Source organism: Bacillus sp. MUM 116 (assembly GCF_001866655.1).
GTDB lineage: Bacteria > Bacillota > Bacilli > Bacillales > Cytobacillaceae > Neobacillus.
Window position 1 is genome coordinate 1 of record NZ_MLYR01000206.1, and the last position, 1,437, is coordinate 1,437.

The 1,437-nt window shown below is 37.7% G+C and carries 2 protein-coding genes; both read right to left on the minus strand.

Features of this window, described 5'->3' with window-relative positions; all coding sequences use genetic code 11:
* Positions 1-37: 37 nt before the first annotated feature.
* A complete protein-coding gene (locus BIV60_RS27975; RefSeq protein ID WP_071358922.1) occupies positions 38-586 on the minus strand; it encodes a cob(I)yrinic acid a,c-diamide adenosyltransferase in 549 nt (182 codons plus the stop codon).
* Between the two features lie 259 nt (positions 587-845).
* The gene (gene bcp / locus BIV60_RS27980) at positions 846-1,316 is read right to left on the minus strand and encodes a thioredoxin-dependent thiol peroxidase (RefSeq protein ID WP_071358923.1); all 471 of its coding nucleotides are present in this window, start codon (positions 1,314-1,316) and stop codon (positions 846-848) included.
* Positions 1,317-1,437 lie beyond the last annotated feature (121 nt).

The following is a 1,437-nucleotide window of genomic DNA, read 5'->3' on the forward strand; positions in this document are numbered from 1 at the left end:
CTTGTCGGGGCTGACCAAGGCGCTTCCGCTTTTCTCATTATGAATGCAATGTTTGCTCAATTTGTCCGAGCTGATGGTTCACATATCTTGCTGTTACAAACAACAGATCCGAGAGACGGTTTAAATAGGCCAATACAAGAGGATTCACATCTTCCTCAAGTGAAACAGCACATCTTTCGGCACGTCTTGCAGTGGTTCTGGCTACATGAAAGGCAGCCCCCGCCGTATGCCCCCCTGGTAAAATAAAATTGGTCAATGGCGGAAGGACTTCGTTCCATTCATCAATTTGTTTTTCCATCTCCTCGATATCAGAACTGGAAAGAGACCATTTTACTTCCTTCCCTTTCGGTGTTGCTAGCTCTGCACCGACATGAAAAAGATTTGTTTGTATTTTATGATACACCTTTTCAATTATTTCTTTCCCTTGAAAAATTTCCTTATTTAGAAAACTTAATGCAAGACCAATCAGCGAATTCGTTTCATCACATGTTCCGTAAGCTTCAACACGTAAATCATTTTTGGCCACTCTTTGACCATAGATGAGTGAGGTCGTTCCCTTATCACCTGTTTTTGTATAAATTTTCATTGAAAAAGCCCCCTTCTTATTCTTTTATATGTATAAAGTAATGTGGAAAATAACCAATTTTGTTGACCTCAACTTCTATAAACACATTATATTGGTTGAAATCAAGATTGAATAGTTTGCATAAAAAAAGGGGTCACGATGGACCCGAAAATTTTTATCTGAGGAGGTATGCCCTAATAAAATGATATTCAAACCTTGTATTATTGCATTGGACAAATGCCTTTACGGATGAAAATAGGCTTTGAAAATCAAAAATAATTTATTTAAGGTTCTCTTTTATGTAGTTTAATGCTTCATCCACATGTCCTTTTACTTGAACCTTACGCCATTCCTTTACCAATTTACCTTCCTTATCGATAATAAAGGTTGAGCGTTCAATCCCCATGTATTCTTTACCGAAGTTCTTCTTCAACTTCCATACATCAAAGCTGTCCGCAACTGCATGATCAGTATCGGCAAGAAGTAAAAAAGGCAGCCCGTATTTCTCAATAAATTTTTGGTGTTTATCAATCGGGTCAGGACTGATTCCTAAAATAACCGCATCTACATCCGTAAAATCTTGGATCCGGTCGCGAAAATCACAAGCTTCTGTCGTACATCCAGGAGTCATATCCTTTGGATAAAAATATAGAACCACATTCGTTCCACGAAAATCGGATAATTTTACTTTTTCACCATTGCTCGCTTCTAATTCAAAATCCGGCGCTGTTACACCTAATTCTACCGTCATCATATACACCTCAATTGATAAATAGTCTTAATACCAGACTATCCAATCTTAGGAAACAATGCAAATAAAGTGAAACTTCAATCAGTGGGGTTTTTTCATCCCCCACTGATTGTTAGTTGAA